Source organism: Aquamicrobium lusatiense, from assembly GCF_014201615.1.
Lineage (GTDB): Bacteria > Pseudomonadota > Alphaproteobacteria > Rhizobiales > Rhizobiaceae > Mesorhizobium > Mesorhizobium lusatiense.
The window spans coordinates 664,972-681,564 of record NZ_JACHEU010000001.1 but is presented as its reverse complement, the minus strand read 5'-3'; the positions used below and the strand labels follow the sequence as shown (position 1 = coordinate 681,564).

8 protein-coding genes are annotated in these 16,593 nt (G+C 60.8%); 3 read left to right on the top strand and 5 right to left on the bottom strand.

What is annotated here, in order from left to right; translation table 11 throughout:
• Positions 1-16 precede the first annotated feature (16 nt).
• Positions 17-541 (bottom strand): hypothetical protein, encoded by a 525-nt coding sequence (locus HNR59_RS03385; protein ID WP_210307198.1) that lies wholly within the window; start codon positions 539-541, stop codon positions 17-19.
• A 560-nt stretch (positions 542-1,101) separates the two neighbouring features.
• Between HNR59_RS03385 and HNR59_RS03380 the strand changes: the two genes are divergently transcribed.
• Genes HNR59_RS03380 through HNR59_RS03370 form a run of 3 tightly spaced genes read left to right on the top strand, consistent with a single transcriptional unit; the run spans position 1,102 to position 3,249 of the window.
• Positions 1,102-1,968 carry an amino acid ABC transporter permease gene (locus HNR59_RS03380; protein WP_183825958.1) on the top strand — a complete coding sequence of 289 codons (867 nt, stop codon included), beginning with the start codon at positions 1,102-1,104 and terminating at the stop codon, positions 1,966-1,968.
• On the top strand, positions 1,968-2,798 hold the full coding sequence (locus HNR59_RS03375; RefSeq protein ID WP_183825955.1) for an amino acid ABC transporter ATP-binding protein: 831 nt from the start codon (positions 1,968-1,970) through the stop codon (positions 2,796-2,798). Before HNR59_RS03380 ends, HNR59_RS03375 begins: the two co-directional genes overlap by 1 nt.
• 34 nt (positions 2,799-2,832) lie before the next feature.
• A complete protein-coding gene (locus HNR59_RS03370) occupies positions 2,833-3,249 on the top strand; it encodes a transporter substrate-binding domain-containing protein (RefSeq protein ID WP_183825953.1) in 417 nt (138 codons plus the stop codon).
• Between the two features lie 803 nt (positions 3,250-4,052).
• On the opposite strand, the gene HNR59_RS03365 is transcribed toward HNR59_RS03370, so the two are convergent.
• The 4 genes from HNR59_RS03365 to HNR59_RS03350 form a co-directional block, all read right to left on the bottom strand.
• On the bottom strand, positions 4,053-7,742 hold the full coding sequence (locus tag HNR59_RS03365) for an AAA family ATPase (RefSeq protein WP_183825950.1): 3,690 nt from the start codon (positions 7,740-7,742) through the stop codon (positions 4,053-4,055).
• Positions 7,743-7,885: 143 nt separating this feature from the next.
• Entirely contained in the window at positions 7,886-9,412 is a 1,527-nt protein-coding gene (locus tag HNR59_RS03360; RefSeq protein WP_183825947.1) for an AAA family ATPase, read from the bottom strand.
• A 2-nt stretch (positions 9,413-9,414) separates the two neighbouring features.
• Positions 9,415-13,359, bottom strand: coding sequence for an Eco57I restriction-modification methylase domain-containing protein (locus HNR59_RS03355; protein ID WP_183825944.1), 3,945 nt, complete (start codon positions 13,357-13,359; stop codon positions 9,415-9,417).
• Complete coding sequence (locus HNR59_RS03350; protein WP_246374475.1) at positions 13,356-16,442, bottom strand: helicase-related protein; 3,087 nt, start codon at positions 16,440-16,442, stop codon at positions 13,356-13,358. Before HNR59_RS03350 ends, HNR59_RS03355 begins: the two co-directional genes overlap by 4 nt.
• Positions 16,443-16,593 lie beyond the last annotated feature (151 nt).

Genomic DNA, 16,593 nt, shown 5'->3' with positions numbered 1-16,593 from the left:
CTTTGCGCTGTGTCCATCAGACCACAAGCAGATGCGGGCCGGTCGTGCCGTCGTGCCGGACCTCGCGGGGAGCCCCGCAGGAATGCCGGCGACCGAAATCCAGTGCGAGCGCCATCAGTTCCTTATCCATCTCGCCTTCGGTAAGATCGATCAGGAAATCGTTGCCTGCCTCGACATGGTTCCTGCGCAACTGATGCAGGAGCAGGAGCAGCAGCCTCTCGTCGCGGGTCACCTCGGCCGCATGAGCGGTGTCGGCCATGTCCAGCGTCTGAAGCCTGTCGCCCTTCACCCGCAAAAGCGCGTCCGAAATATGGGCAAGGCCATAAGCCAGCGGAAGACCTGTTCGCACCCCCCAGCGGGCTGCAGCGGCGCGGTAGGCGAAATTCCACGAACCTCGCCCGGGATTGCGACACGTTTCCACGAGTCCCCTCAAAAGCGGCAAAAGCGCCTGCTCAAACGCATCGCAGCCGATGACATCGAGAGGCAGCAATTCGGTATCGCTGGGATCATGATGACAGCTGATGCCCTTTTCTCGCAGCATGGCTGGCTCCGGCTTCGGTGCAATTGTGAATAATATTCCCTTACCTTGCAATCCGGACGGCTTTCGCCTGCGGGCACGAAGTCCGCATCTGCGCTGGGTAAAGTGGTTATAGTCCGAAACAGAGCGCGGCCATACTCCTTAAAGGCGCGGTCAGACGTTTTCCGGAGTGATCCCCACCCTCACGCTATTCCTGCTTCAAGTCTTCGTTCGTTGGAAAACTGCTGAAATGGGCGTTGGCCAGCTCAGCAGCCTCACTGATTTTCTCTCCTGTAACCTTGGGCCTGAAATTCAGAAACCGAAAGCATCCGTGCAAACTGCAGCCATGGGGGTCATAAGCCTGTCCGTTCAAATGCCGTTTTCATCCCGGCACGATCTTTGAAATCCCATTCCTCCGGAGCCGGTCCATACGCGACGTACGTTCTCTACACGCGCGAGCCGCATATTCTACTAAATCCATAGATTCCAGCAGAGCGAACTTTGCAGCCGGCGCGCGCGAGGTGACCGACAATGGCTTTCACCCCCCTTGAACTACGCCCTGTTGATAATGTGGGCGCGCGCTGTTGCGTGGCCGCGTAATCTGGGTGATTGCGCTGCTGATCCTGACTTATGTCGTGGCCGGCATTGCCCTCAACCCCGCCATGCGCTGGGATGTGATTGCCGAGTACATTACCGCGCCGCTGATCCTGCGCGGCCTGTGGCTGACGATCTCGATCACAGCCGGCGCTGCTGCCATCGGTCTGGCGGGCGGGCTGATTGTGGCTATGGCCCGCATGTCGGAAAACCCGCTGATCCGGGTCATCGCGACCGGTTATGTCAATCTGTTTCGTGCACTTCCGCTGCTGGTCCAGATACTTATCTGGTACAATCTCGGCACGTTCCTGCCGGAACTCGGCATTGGCATACCCTTCACCGACATCGGTTTCTATGCGCCGACGAATGATGTCCTGTCACCTATGGCGGCCTGCCTTGTGGCACTCGGACTAAACCAGTCCGCCTATATGGGCGAGATCATCCGGGGCGGACTTCTTTCAGTCCAGCATGGGCAGATCGAGGCGGCGGTAGCGCTGGGCATGACGCGGACGAAGGTGTTCTGGCGCGTGGTGGCGCCGCAGGCGGCGCGCTCGATCATCCCGCCCATGGGCAACGACATCATCAATCTGCTGAAGGCAACCTCGCTTGTTTCCGTTGTCGGGGTCGGCGACCTGATGACCCGGGCACAGGGCATCTATGCTGCAACCTATCAGGTCATTCCGCTGCTGCTGGTCGCCAGCTTCTGGTATCTCGTGCTGACGGCGCTGCTGGCATTCGCACAAAATGCCCTTGAGCGCCGCTTCTCCGCCGGCACGCAACCAGATCACCATGACACGCGCAGAAATCCGAAAGCCGAGCCGCTACGGTTGCAGATTTCAGCGCGGGAGGCTGTGTGATGGCCGCGCCCGTGTCATTGCCGGCTGCGCAGGAAGGCTCCGCGCTCATCCGCGTTCGCTCTGTTTCGAAATTCTATGGAGGCGCGAAGGTCCTCGATGAGGTCTCGATGGATGTCCGCAGTGGAGAGGTCCGCTGCATCATCGGGCCGTCCGGTTCCGGCAAGAGCACTTTGCTGCGCTGCCTGAATGCGCTGACGGGCTTCGACAGCGGCGCCATCGTCGTTGGCGATACACGGGTCGGCTACACAGAGCGTGACGGCCGGCTGCTTCCCTGGACCCCTCGCCAGGCTGCGGCCTTTCGCAGCCGTGTCGGTCTTGTTTCACAGCATGTGAATTTGTTCTCTCATCGTACGGTGATCGAGAACGTCATCGAAGGTCCGAAGCATATTCTGGGTGTGCCGGCTCGCGAAGCACGCGAGCGGGCGGCGGAATTGCTGGCACGTGTCGGTCTTTCGGACAAGCATGACAGCTACCCGATCCAGCTCTCCGGCGGACAGCAGCAGCGCGCCGCCATCGCCCGCGCGCTGGCTATGCAGCCACATGTGATCCTGTTCGATGAAGCCACCAGCGCGCTGGATCCCGAGCTTGTGGGCGAAGTTCTTGCCGTCATCCGCCAGCTTGCCGCAGAGGGCATGACGATGGTGCTCGTCACCCATGAAATGCGTTTCGCCGCAGAAGTGGCGGATCGTGTCGCAATGCTGGACCGCGGCCGCCTCATTGAGGACGGCACCGCACGGCAGGTGTTTTCTGCGCCGCGCAGCGCCCGTACGGCCGAATTTCTTTCAAGTCATCTTGATCCGGGTGGCAGCCGGGCCGCCCGAAGCGCCTGAGTCCTCCGGCAGCAATTGTGGAGAAACCACGAGCATGTTCACACAAATCACCCGGCGTGCGGCCTTTGCGCTCGCCCTGTTGCCCGTTTTTGTGTCGCCATCACCGGCGCAGGACCCGGCGGAGGCTGCAAGGGCGCTTCTGCCGGCAAAGTACCGCGACGCCGGCGTCATCAAAGTACAGGCCTCGACGGTCTACGCGCCGCATTCCTACTTCAAACCCGGCACAACCGAATGGGCCGGATACGAGATCGATCTTTTCAACGAGGTGGCCGATATACTTGGTGTGAAGGCCGAATATACCGAAGCGCCGTTCCAGCAGCTTATTGCAGGCGTGAGGTCGGGTCGCGCCGATCTCTCGCTTGGCGATCTTGGCGACAATTCCCTGCGCCGCCGAGAGGTCGATTTCATCGATCATTCCCACTCTTATATTTTTCCTGCCTTAAGACGTTGATTTTATTACGGAAAATATAAATTCTTGCCCTGAACGCCGAGACCGAGGCCGTCAAAATACTATCGTTTTGATTTCGTTAGATTTTTTCCGAATTTCGGGACAGAAAAATTCTGTGAACTATCGGCGTCTATCGGCCGTTTCGCGGAGAGGCATAGACGGCGAACATCGAATCTAACGACCCCGATAAAGTACCGTCAAAACCTGCGAAATCAACCCACCCACCTCGATCCTGGATCGCCGGGATGGGCAAGCGCCTCCGCCTCGCCGGTTGAGAGAGACAAGTCTCTCCGGCCGGCGGTACAGAACTGCGGTTTCAGCCATTGGAATTTGAGGATTTGTGCAGGCGAGGACGACGCGGTTTGCCATAGGCCGTCTTTGCTAACCAACGCGACGCTAACCGGGATATTTTCAAACTGGGGCGCAGCAGTGGAGGTCTTTCGCGATGAAAGGCGACACCACATCAATCTCTCATCCGCGACGTGCCTCGGCTCTCTGTCGATATCGACCTCACCTATTGCCGGTCAGGATCGCGCGGTCCCGCCACCGCACCGCGTCCGGCCGCTATGGCAGCTTCTAATTAGCGCTGCGCGCTATTAAAGTTTCTGGCCTTTGGTCTTAATAGCGCCGTAGCTAATTAAAGGATCGCGCCGCTTGTCTCTTCGAAGAGCCACCAACAGAGTGGCTTCGCCTGTCATGCTCGACTGGCGGACCACAACGACGGGCTGGAGAGTGAACTGGCATAAGCGACATTCCCCACCGGGGGCGCACCCAGCGCCACGGCGAGGCTCAGCTTAGGCTGCGCGTCAGTCCAGCAAGGCCTTAATCGCGTCTACTGTGGAGCGCAGGTTCGCCGAATCTAGCCCCCCACGATCATCGTCTTGCGATGTGAAGAGCGTTCGGCCCACGCCGAAGCCGTTGGCTTCATACCAGGCCTTCTTCCACTCCCAGCCCTTCCGGTAATCCTCGCGCGACATCATGCCGAGGTGCTCCCAAAGAATCAGATCGCCATCAGCCGTGACGAATGAGAAGTCTGGACGAAGACGGCCAGGCTCGACCTCGCCGTCGAGCACGCGCTCGTATTCGTACTCGACCCCGGATTGAAACAGCATGTTGGCGATCACCAGCTCGGACTTGCTCCGAACCAAGTGACCCTTCTCGGTTCGATGGATCAGGTTCTCGGCGTACGGAACCTCGGTCTCGAGGCGCCGGAGCACGCCCTGGAAGAGGTTTGTGTTCCGCCGCGCGGTCTCCGAACGCTCAGGCCGGGTGTAGTCGAAGAGGACCGAAGGATTGTCGCCCTCGATGAGCAGGACGAGCTGGCGGCGTGAACGGGTCAAGGCCGTGTAGAGCAGTTCGCGCGAGAGCGGCCGGCAGTTCTTGGGCAGCACGACGAACACCTTCTGGAACTCGCTGCCCTGCGACTTGTGGACGGTGATGGCGTAGGCGAGCTCTAGCGGCCCGGAGCCGCCTGGAAAGTCACGGCTGCTGTACCCGAATCGAAGGTTCGGACGGCCGGCGAAGACCACATTCAGCCAAGGAGCCTTGCCGTTGCCGACGAGCCCGACCTCCCCATTGGCAACATAATGGTCACCAGACTCCTGGCCGTCATAGGCATCGCGCCACTGGTTCGAAACCTGGATGACCTTGTCTCGAATGACGATGCTCTCGTCACCGAGGCTGACCACCCACGGGTCGGTTGCAGCCTTGAGCTCGCGCGCACGGTAGCGACGCTGGCTCCAGCGGTTTAGGTCGTGCACGCCATGCGGATGCATGCGGACCGGTGAGAGTATCTGCCACTGCTCGGAGCCGTTGGGCTGGTCAAAGGGAACCCAGCCGCGCTCGTCGATGCCGAGCGAAGCATTGAAGCCGGTGACATCACCCGCTTGCGCAAGCCCAAGGTGCTTCTGGAACGCCGCGCTAAGGCGGCTCCGCAACTCATCGGGCGTATTCCAGAAAAACAGGTCAAGGTCGTTGAAAGGCCGCCCCGTCTCCAAATCGCTGAGAACCCGATCGGCATCGACGGGTTGCGTCTCCCTTGTGAACCAGGAGGCAAGCCGAAGCGTGTCCGATGCTTGGTCCGCGCCCGCGACGGCGCGGACCTCGACGGACAGCCTCGCCAGCGCTTCGCCGAGCGGCAGGCCTGTGTCACTCTTCGCGTCCGTCGTCTGCAAATATGACGTCAGGTCAGCGAATGGACGTCCTACCCCGATCGGAGGCAGTTGGTTGGGGTCTCCGACCAGGATGAGCCGTTGAACATGGGCGAGGTCGAGCGCCTCAAGCACCGCCGTAAGGTCGTCCATGGTAAGCATCGAGCATTCGTCGATGACCACGGTCTTCTCTTTGCGGTATTTCTCCTTGCCATGGAACCGCGGACGCTGGCGGACGCGGTCATAACGTCCCAGCTCGTTCAAGAACTGCGCAACAGTCATCGCCTCGGCGTTGGCGGCCTTTCCAAGCCGGACCCGCGCCTTGCCGGTCGGGGCAAGCAGGAGGATGCCGTCGCGGGCGAGCGCCTCATTTAGCAAGAGCGCGCCCATCACCGATGTCTTGCCGGTGCCGGCGCGTCCCACGAGGGCCGTCAGGCGACGGGAGGTCACCCGGGCGAGTGCCGTGGCCTGTTCGTCGATAGCGAGCACGTGTCGAGCGTTCTTCGGATTGAAGGCGCCGCCTGCCGCCTTGATCGCGTCCACCAGTAGCTTCTTCCAGTCGGCCGGGACTGCGGAAGCGGCTTTGCCCGCCCGCTTGGACAGCACGCTCCGCAACTTATCCTCGCGCGCCTTCAGTTCGGTGAGCTGCAGCGCGGAGATCCCGGTTAGTTCGCCCTGCGTCGCAGGCAGATCGACAAGTTCGACAACACCAGTCAACGCCGCTGCGTTCGTGGCAGGCCAATCCACCCCGATCAGGCAGGGGTGGGCCAGCTCGAGTGCAGCCACCTTCTCCACAGCTTCCGTGATGCTCAGCAGCGCGTCACCGTTCTCAGACGCGCGACGCAGCACGCCCACGATCGCTGCCCGCAGACGGCGTGGGTCCGCCGCAGACTCAACGCGTGACGGGTCGGGCACCGGGTGTTTGGCGGCGATCGTTGCGTCAGGAAGGAGGCCGCGGTCGATCGTTCCAACTGAAACGGGCGACTCCTTCGCGTCGCCAAGGTCTACCTCGCTAATCCGATAGGGGTTCGCGATAACTTCGACGTCGGTCGTGGGAGCCGTGCTCGCCGCCGCGCGCCTGGTTGGATCAAACCACCGGCTCGCTTGCGCCGGGGTGAGCGCAAAGCGCGAGAGCAGCTTCAGAAGAACCCGACGCTCGTCCGCCAAATTGACCCAGGTGTCGCGGACCGCCTTGAGATCCGCGTCGTAGGCGGGCTGCGGCGGCTTCACCTTGCCGCGCAGCAGTGCATCGATATGAGGCCACGGATCCGCATCACTCGCCACCGCACCCGACGCGAGCAGCTCAAGTGTCAGCGCCGTGCCCAGTCGCATGCCCAGCGCCTCCAGAGTCGAGCCGAGACCTGGGAAAGCCCCTCGGTCCTTCCAGGCCAAGCCGATCTGCGTGTTGAGCCACTCCTCACGCCGTTCCCACGGTCCTTTCGCAATCCCATGGGAGCGAATCTTCCGCACCGCCTCAAGGCATCGAATAAGCGTCGAGAGTGCAATATCCGCAGGAGCCAACTCTGCGGCGTAAGAGAACACTCGCATGTGGGCCGGGTCGGCGGGGACGGCGATTTCTGCCAGAAGGTCTGCCCGGCGCGCGTCCTCGGCCGCGTCGCCAGTCGGCTCGAGATAGTCGTGATACGGCAGTAAGAACCCGTCGAAGCCATCCGGCCGAATCGAATGCCGGAGCAGACGGTCCCACATCGGATAGGTATTCGCCCCCGCAGGGACATCGTACTGCCTAACCGGGGCGATGGACTGGATACGACCGACGCCAACCACCAGCCGCGAAATCGTGTCGCCGAGCGGCTGGCCCTCCTTGCAATAGAAGAAGACGAGCGAGCGCTCGGGTGTCAGGCGATCGAATACATGGTCGACGATTGCCGTCTGACGGGCGCGGCCGAACACCCAAGGGCTCGTGAATGGCGACTGCTCGTCCGGCGGCAAAGGCTTCGGCAGCTTTGCATCGATGGCAGCTTGCTCGCTTCGCAACATCCATCCGAACGGGACAGCAAAGGCCGCAAAGGGCGGCACCTTCACGATAGTGGGCGTTAGGTGACCGTGGGTCGCCGCCGCTTTCTTGATCGATGCGTAGGGGTGCTCGAATCGACGGGTCCACTCTGTCTCGTTCATGAAGGCGCCGGATTCTGCTTTGCAAGGCGGCAGCTCTTCCTGCTTCAACTCATTCCACGGCCTACCGGCGAGCGCATCCTGCGCGACGTCGTCTTTCTCTTCCCGAATGCGATCAAGCGCCACACAAAATGCGTTGGAAGACGGAGTTGGGCAGACGCGCCCGTTCCAGCGCGAACCGTGCCACGCCACCCGCATCGTGAGATGAAACATGCTCCCCCCTCGTCAAATAAATCCCGCAGTCCTTCCTCTAGCAACTGGGTAAGATTAAACGGGATATTCTTAAACTGTTAACCTGCTAACGAGCTCCTCACGTTTGCGGAAAAGCAGCACTACGATACTGATCATCTTCGCGATCATGGGGTTCGCAGCGCCGTCATCAGAGCTTCCACAGCGTCGATTGCCGCCACCACCTCGGCTTCATTGAGAGATGTCGTGGGGTCATGCGACAGCGGGTTGAGGATACGAGCCTGGTGCGGCGTGATCGCCGCTAGGGCGTCGAGTTTCGGCTGATCTCCGGCCAGTTTGGCCTCAAGCCCGATTTTGAGCTGTTCGAAGGTGATTTTCTTGGGATCAGGCTTGTAATGAAACGAGACTTTCTTGTCCTCGCATTGCTTGCGAAGCAGCAGTTCACAGGCCGACCGTGCGTAATTGGCGGCAGCGGGCAGATGTTTTTGACCGATGAAATCGCGAGCTTGCTTGAGCGTGGCTTTCACGATGTCCGACGGCACCGGGCGCAGATACGGCGTCGCCTCGCCCGTCAACGCGACCATCTCGTACATTTCGTGGCACGTCCAACGATCGGTCGGGATGGCGGCGCGCACGACCTCGAACCAATGTCGGTCGTGGGTCAGCAGAATGATTTGCCAGTCCGGGAAATGCTTCTCCAGCACAGCCAGCAGCGGTCGGCGGTTGCCATAGTCGAGGCCGACGAGCACATCATCGAGCACCAGCAGCTTGAGCACGGGCGAAGGCGCCGAGGGCACGCAGGCGAGGCGGCCAGCCAGATAGAAGGCTAGCGCCAAGGCTGAAAGCCGTGCCTCGTTCAGGAAATGCTGCGGCTGTTGTGGATAATACCCTCGGAACTCCAGCTTCGCATACAGTTCCTTTCCAGCGAAACCGCGATCCTTCTTCAGCCGCGCATCGTTGTAGCGGACAGTCCCGCGCTCGAATGCCTCGATCCGCATCTCGTGTCGGCCGAGATCGGTAAGCAGATCGTTGATGATCGGCAACATGGCGTCGAGCGCTGCCTCCAAGCCTGCATTGAAAGCCGCACAAGCAGCCTCGACCTGGGTCAGATAATTGGTGTTCGAACGATGGACGAGCGGCCTAGAACGTTCGGTTTCGGCCCAGCGCTCGGCCAGCGCGTTGCCGGATGTGGCGTCGGCGAAATCGGCGAGCAAGGTCTCGATGGCGAGGTCGAACAGATTTGGGCGGCGCTGGCCATGGAAGGCGTTGGTTTCCAGCAACGCATGATAGTCGAGGAAAGAACTGCGTAGCGCCGCCAGAGCCACCCTTGGGTCTGCCGTCGGTAGGCCGGGGTGCTTGGTCTCAGTCCATTCGAGTGGAGGAGCGCCATCATTGAAGGTGACGGTGACACGCGCTGTCAGTAACGGGTCGAGCGGGTGAACATGGGTATTGTTCTTGAGCGCGTCGCGACGTGGACGCCGGGCGAACAGGTCACGGAGCGCCTTGTAGATTGAAGATTTGCCTGCGCCATTCTCGCCATAGACGATCAGGTTACGACCTTGGATCGGGATTTCTAGCTCGGCGCTGAACGCCCGATAGGCGCGTAGCGAAAGGCTTTCAATTCGAAGCGGCTGCGGAGGTGGCGCGTCAGCCGCCGCCTCTAACTCGACTTGTTCTCCACCCCCGACCGCCATCTCTAGGTTCTGCCCTCGATGATCCTCACCGCGTCAATGGATTGCAGGTCGAAGAGGATGGCGTAGAGGGGGTGGGCAGGATCGGCGAGGCAGCGGGACCAGTCGTCGGCGGCGCGGGCGAGCGTTGGGCCTTCGAGCGCCGCGAGGTTCGTCAGCCCCGCCTCGTGGGCAGCGGCGAAGGGACGAAGGTTGCGCGCGTGCAGTTCGTCGGCGAAGAACAGCTCATAAACGAAGGCGTTGATCAGGGCTTCGAGGCGCAGGCGATCGGCGCCGGCGGTGATGGCCCGCACTACAGAGCCCATCATGTCTTCTTCAGCTTGGGTGCAAGACGGCACGGGAAGCTGTCGGACGAACTGTTGGGTAAACTCGAAAAATCCACCCTGTTTGGTCGTAAAAGTCGTCTCTGCAATCCAAAGTATTGTGTTGCTGTTTAAAATTCCAAGAAGAAATGGCCAACGCTCCGTCGGAAGGATAGACATCTTATTGACACAATAGAATCCGCTTCCATCAAAGGCGAAATTGTTGGAGTTGGTAATCTCAGGGACGATAATTTTTGGTGATTCGAAATTCTCCCAATACGCCACCGTATCTTGAATTTCATACCACTTGTATGGGCCGGCCTTTCGCCCGCGCCATGAGCCGTTCTTCTCGTCCCATGTGCGTGGTTTAGGTTCTAATTGGACCCGGTATGCTTCGAGATATTTTCTGATGGCGGGATAATGGTCGATGTCCGTGCCTTGGCGCGTGAACACCAGCCATTTGTCAGCCGGCTCCACCTTCCACCGTTTCACATCTCGGCCGCGCAGGAAGGGCTTGATGATCTCCGCGCTCTTCGGGTCTGCGGCGATCAGTTCGGCTCGTTTGGCGCCATCGATGACGAAGGCCTCGTTGAGACCCGTCTTGATGCCGTAATAGAAGCGCCCTTGACTCCATTCGTCGAGCGACGAGCCGCCGGTGCGCAGCCGAGCGAGCAGGTCGCGCTCGGCCTGTGGCTCCAGTTGCCAGCCACTGGGTGAAAGTTCGACTTGGGGCATTGCGAAAGCTTCGGCGGCGAAGCGCTCGGGGAAGCGCTTGACCGATTCCTTCGGGTCCTCGCCCTCTACCGGAGCCCAGTTGAGCGACTGGACGACTTCGTTGGGGCCGGGCTTGCCGGACGCCGGTTTGCGTGTGCCGACGAGAATGGTGGGATAGGCAATCGCCTCAAACACCGGCGCGTCGCCAAAGTCGATGATCTTGAGGATGTGCGCGTTGGCGCTGAGCCATTCGCGCAGACCCTTGCCGTATCCGGCGCGATACCATTTGTTCGAGGTAATGAAGGCCAGCGCACCCGCTGGCTTCAGCAACCTTAACGCGCGCTCATAGAAGTAAACATAGATGTCGGCCGTGCCGGCAAAGGTCTTGTAATCCGCCTTGAGCTGGGACTTGGCGATTACCGGCTTGTTGTTGACGCGGAAGCTCTCGATCTTTTCCTGCCGGATGTAGGGCGGATTGGCGAAGGCGATGTCGAACCAGCCTTCGTCGGCCGAGGCGTCGAGCCCGAACATCCATTCGCCATCGAAGAAGGGAGCGAAGGCATTGGGATCGAACGGGTCCCAGGCTGCGAGCAGCTTCGCATCGCTATCGGCGAAGGCATGGTCGCGCATCGCTTCAGCCGCGATTTCCTTACGCAGTCCGGTGATCTTCTTCTGCACCGCGCGTTTGGCAGCACCATTGGGTGCAGCAAAAAAAGCACGATTGGCCTCGCGCAATGCGCGTTTGTTCGCCAGCAGGTCCTCACTCACCAGCCCCAATTGCTGACCGCGGCGGTGCAACGGCGTCAGCGTGTTGGCGGCGACAAACTTAGCTTCGAGGTTCGGCAGCGGCGTGATGCCGCGATTGGCGCGGTTGGGATTTTCCTTCTGTTCGACCGCCAGGCTGATGAAGCAGCGCAGCTTGGCGATCTGAACGGCGATTGGCTGAATATCCACGCCGTGCAGGCAGCGGTCGATCAGGAACAGCTTGCGGGTATAGTCGGGGTAATGGCCGCTTTCGAACTTGGCGTCGAATTCGGTGAGCGCATTCTCGGCCTTCTCGATCTCGACGGCGCGCTCATTGGCGGCTGGAATGGCATCGGCTTCGGCAAGCCGGCGCTCATAGTAAAGCCGGTTGCGGGCCTTCCACTTCTCGCCGCCAGGATCCAGCACATCGAGCATGTGGACCAGTTTCTGCAGCAGGCCGAGTGGGAAGGCGCCCGATCCCACAGCTGGGTCGATGGCCTTGCAACTTTCGATGGCGGCGATCAGCGCATCCACCTGCGCAGGACTGAAATCGTGCGAGCGGCTGGCGAAGCTGAGCAGCGCGCGGAGGCGGGCTTCGTCTCCGCCGTCGGACTCCAATCCCAGTTCGCTTGGCAGTTTCGGCAGCAGCCAGGCGACCAGCGCCTCGTCCACCATGAAATCGACCACCTCACGCGGGGTGTAGAAACTGCCCGACTTGTTGCGGGCGGTGGTCTTGGTGTCCTCGTTGTAGGAGGCGAGCAGGTTCTCGAACACCTTGCCCAGCAGTTCGGGATCGAGTGCGGCCTCTTCCTCCAGCGGAGTGTTTTCCTCGACAGTGAACTTGTAACGCTCGAACAGGTCGATCAGGCCGGGCACGTCGCGCGGCACCTTGGCCTTTTCGAACCAGCCGGAGAGATCGACGTTCTTGCCTCCACCGAAGAACAGGGCGTTGGGCAGGCGCGGCTGCTTGTCCGGTTGATCGGAAAAGCCGTCGATGCGCAGGATCAGCCGCCCGCGCTCCTGCTCGGCATGGCCCGCGCGCGGATCACCGCTGGCGATCTCGGTATCCAGGCACTCGAACAGGCCGCCGTTGAGGAAAGGCACGCTGGCAAAAGCTTCCAGCGCGTTGTCCGGCTCGGCGAACAGGCCGGCGTAGCGATAGACGTGGTGGCCGAGATAGTCCTTCGATTGCCCGCCATCTTCCTGCCGCCAGCGCCGTTCGGGCATTTCGGTGTTGAGAGTGGCGAAGAACAGGTTCTGGAGGATGGCGAGGTAGTAGCTATGGCCGCCAGGCTTGGCGGCGGGCGGCTCCTTCAGCAGCCTCGCCAGCGAAGGCCCATCGAACAGCGTCTCGGGAACGAGGCCCTTTTCCTTGATGAACCAGACGAACATCAGCCGCGTGAGCAGCCGGATCAGCGCGATTTCCTTGGCGCCCTCGCCGGCGCCCTGTCCCTTGGCGAAGGCAAGCGGCGCGCTGGTGCTGGCCCAGGCGAACCAGTCGGCCAGTTCCTCATAGAAGCGCTTATTGAGTTCGGCGGCCGACAGCGTCTCTAGCCACAGGTCATAGAGCGCGCGGAAATCCGACGGAGCCTTGCGCCCGGCGAGCGCGGCGAGCGACAGGTCGGCTAGGATTTCGACATGGGCGCGGTGAGGCCGGGCGAGATCTATGTCCTTGATCAGGCTGATCCGCCCGCCGACTACGTCCCGCGAGGCATCGCGCCGATGGGCGCGGCGGTCGATCACCGTCAGGGTCGCGTGCCCGCCGTGGCGGAACAGCACGATCGCGGGCATAGCGAACCCGCGATTGAGAGCACGCACGATCGCCACAAGCTGCCGGCGCGACCAGCCGTCGTCGTCGAGGTCGATGGCGAGGAAGACGAAGGAATCGATCGCACCGCGCTGAAAGCTCTCGCCGGTGGCCGGATCGCCGCCGCGTGATAGGGCCGGTAGTTCGTCGCCGGTGAGCTGGAAAAGGAAATGCACTGCGTGCCAGCGGTGCGTCTCAAAACGCGCCGCGTCCATGCCGAGAGCGGCGAAGAACTGCGCGGGAACAGTGGGAGCGTCCAGGGATTTGGGACTGCGATAGCCCATGACATCAAGGAGCTTCCGACCCGCCGCCGCGAGGTCTGCGTCGGCAAGCCCTGAAACCGCATCGCGGATCGCAGCGAGACGTTCGGCGGGATGACTCATTTTGCCCCCGCCATTGGCCTGACGATAAGCCAGGTAATGAGATCATAGTCTAGGCTGGCGCGAGCCTGCGCGGCCCCGTCGGGCACCCGCGCGCCGCGCGAGCCCGTCAGCGCTGCCAAGGTGCGCGTCGCTGAGGTCGCGCCGATCGAGGCGACGGCGGCGCGGATCAATCCATCGTAACGATCCATCTTCTCGCCGTAGTCCGTCTCATCGTCGAAGGCATTACAGAGCGTCTCGAAGGGCTCAGTATTCCCCAGGCAGAGCGCGCGATACGCTTCTAGAATCGGCTTGGGCTGACCGAAGCTAAGGCGAACCGACCCGTCATCCTTCACATAGACAAGATAGTGCGGATCGAGAGGGTTGATCTTGGCCTGCTCCGGATTCGGATTGCTTGGACGGCGACGAAGGCAAAATATCACGCCAGGATCGATGCTACTGCCCTCGACGTTGTTGGGGACGATCGCATGCAGTCCCAGCGGAGCGGCCCGCAACGCCTCCTCGTTGGCGCGTGCGAACCCGAGCAGGTCCGCACGGAAATCGTCGAGCGCGAAATCGGCCAGCGTCACGCCGCCTACGGTTTCCTCCAGGTCGAACACCTCATCCTTCAAGCGGAGCAATTGCTCGTCGCGCCAGCGCGCATCACCTTCTGCCTCGGAGCGCGCGTTTAGAAGGTCGTCGTCGCCGGTAGCCGAAAGATCAACCAACGCCATCCGAGACTCCACCCTATCTTTGAGGTTAAGATATTTGTTTAGGTCTTCGGTAGGCCAGAAATTGACCATGCGGATCGTAGTGTTACGGCTGCCGATGCGGTCAATTCGCCCAAAGCGTTGAATGAGGCGGACCGGGTTCCAATGAATATCCACATTCACCAGCAGGTCGGCGTCTTGAAGATTCTGGCCTTCGGAGATGCAATCGGTAGCAATCAGCAGGTCAATTTCTCCGCTGGTCTCGGCACTGCGCATCAAGGCCCGCCGTTTGGCGCGTGGCGCGAAGTTGACCAGCACGTCCTGAAACCGCGCCGGGCCGAACGTCGCTTTGCAGCCGTCGCCTGTCACCAACGCCGCTTGCAGCCCGCACTCGCGCGCGAGGGGCAACAATTCCTCATAGAGATAGCGGGCGGTGTCGGTGAAGGCCGTAAACAGGATGATCTTGCGGTTGGCCTCGCCGTCGCGGTTGGCGGTCGGCTTATTCGCCTTGGCGCGAATTATGTCCTTAAGCCGGGCTAACTTGGCGTCGCGATCTGGCGTGACTTTGCGCGCTTCGGCGGTCAATGCAGCGATGCGATCGCGGTCGCGCATCAGCGCTGCCTTCCACGCCGCTCGATCAATGTGAGCGAGGTTGTATTTCAGCGCGCCGCCGACCTCGAAGGCTTCCTCTAACTCGTCATCCAGCTCGATCTCGTCCGGCGCCGGCGTGTCGATAGCAGCCGTCGCGTCGAAGCTGTCGAGATCGCCAAGCCGCTGGTCGATGCGGGCGATCATGCGATCCATCGTCAGGCGGAAAGAGCTTACCGAGCTTTCCAGCCGCTTGAGGAAGCCGACCTTCATCATCGCGATCAGGTATTTTTCGCGATTGGCCTGGTCGAAATTCCCCCCTTTGTCATAGAGGGCGCGGTGTTCGGGAAGGACGAAGGTCAATGGGCCGTAGAGCGCCAGTTCGAGCTTGCCAATTGCGGCATCTACGTCTTCGAAAGCCGGAAAGCCGCCTTGGCTGTCGATGTTGGCGAAGACGGATTCGGGAACGGCTCGTTTTGGAAACCCGCCGATCTTTTCCATCGAAGCAACGTAATGGCGCTCAACGTGCTTGCGCGAGCGCGCGATGGTCACGCCGTCGAGCAGGCCGAAAAGCGCAGGTGGCAAGTTATTCAAGAGCTCGCCAGCATCGCGACTGCCGCTCTTCGCCCAATCGGCAAAGCGTCGTCGTGCGCCGCCGATCAGCGTACCTAAGTTGGGCACACCCAGATCAGTGAAACCATCTCCCCTTTCAGCGGAAATCAGGTCGAGCTGTGCTTTAAGGTCGCTCAAATCGTTATTCACCGGCGTAGCCGAGAGTAGCAGAACCTTAGTCGGGAGACCGGTCTTGATGATGTCGTCCATAAGCCGCTCGTAGCGGCTTCGCCGTCCGCCTGCGGTTTTATTCCGCGATGCGCTTCGGAAATTATGGGACTCGTCAATGACGACGAGATCGTAGTTCCCCCATTCGATCCGCGCGAGGTCAATGTCGCCGACTTTGCCCTTCTCACGTGAAAGATCAGTATGAGACAGGACAGTGTAGCCAAACCTATCTTCGCGCAGCGGGTTCATCTCGCTGTTGTTAGTGGCAAGGTAGTCGGTCCAGTTCTCGCGCAACTTCTTTGGGCACAGCACGAGCACGTTCTTGTTGCGCTTCTCGAACCACTTGATGACGGCTAGTGCGGTGAAGGTTTTACCCAAACCGACGCTATCCGCGAGTATGCAGCCCCCATGTTTTTCGATCTTTGCAAGCACGGCGCGCAGGCCGTCGCGCTGGAAATCGAATAATGTACGCCAGATCGCGGTCTGCTCGAACGCGGTCTGCTGGATCAGCGCCTCTTCTGCCGCTTGGTCAGTTAGAAAGTCGCCGAATAGATGTAGCAGAGTCTTGAAATACACGAACTCGGGAGCGGCGTGGGCGTAGCTGGCTTGGAGCGCGCGCAACACTTCCTCTCGCACGTCCTCGGTCAAGCCGGTGTCGCTCCACAGCTCGTCAAACCAAGTCAGCAGGTCCTCGCGGTCGCGGTCGCTATCGACAATCAGATTAAGTTCGATGTTCGGCGAATCACCTAATCCGAGTCCGTTGATCGTAAAGTTCGAACTGCCGAGCACAGCGTGCGGACGGCGTCCGTCATCGATATGGATCAGCTTCCCATGCAGAAGGCCGGAGCGCTTGACCGACCGTATTTCGACGCGATCTTTGATCCACTGGGCGCATCGCAACGCGGCAGCCCGCTGCCGGATTTGTTCAGTAAGGCGCAGCCCGGACTCGTCGAATGAGAAGGCTGGCGGCACGAGGCCAGCATTGTCCGCATCTTTCAGAAACCTCGGCTCGCCGAAAAGGAAACGCATCTGCTCAACTTCGTCCAACGTCGTGCGGAGACGATCGTATGCGAAGGTAGTGAAATAGGCCGACACGACGGACAGACGGCTATCTGGAACTGCGCGCTCAGTGATGAACTCGTGGACCGCCCCCCTGCTACGATTATCCCTGATACCAGAC